Here is a 241-nt window from a genome sequence, read left to right on the forward strand (position 1 = left end):
TACTGAATCAAAGGTCGGGTACCCAAAGAACAATTCGTCACTTCCGAGCCCGGATAGTGTTACCTTCAGTCCCGCATCTGCGGCGGCTTGCGAGACGAAGTACGTGTTTACACCGTCGATGGTTGGCTGGTCCATTGAGGCGATAATATCGCCGAGATGCTCGCGAATATCAGTTGGACCAACCACCTTAGATGTATGATCCGTCTCAAACTGCTCTGCGACAGTTTCCGCAAACGAGGAC

At 51.9% G+C, this 241-nt stretch carries 1 protein-coding gene; it reads right to left on the reverse strand.

Going from position 1 to position 241, the window contains the following annotated elements:
• On the reverse strand, positions 1-241 hold a 241-nt coding region (locus tag EXE42_RS20970; protein ID WP_137707135.1), incomplete at both ends, for an asparagine synthase-related protein.

This window comes from Halorubrum sp. SP3, assembly GCF_005435195.1.
In the GTDB taxonomy this organism is placed as follows: domain Archaea; phylum Halobacteriota; class Halobacteria; order Halobacteriales; family Haloferacaceae; genus Halorubrum; species Halorubrum sodomense.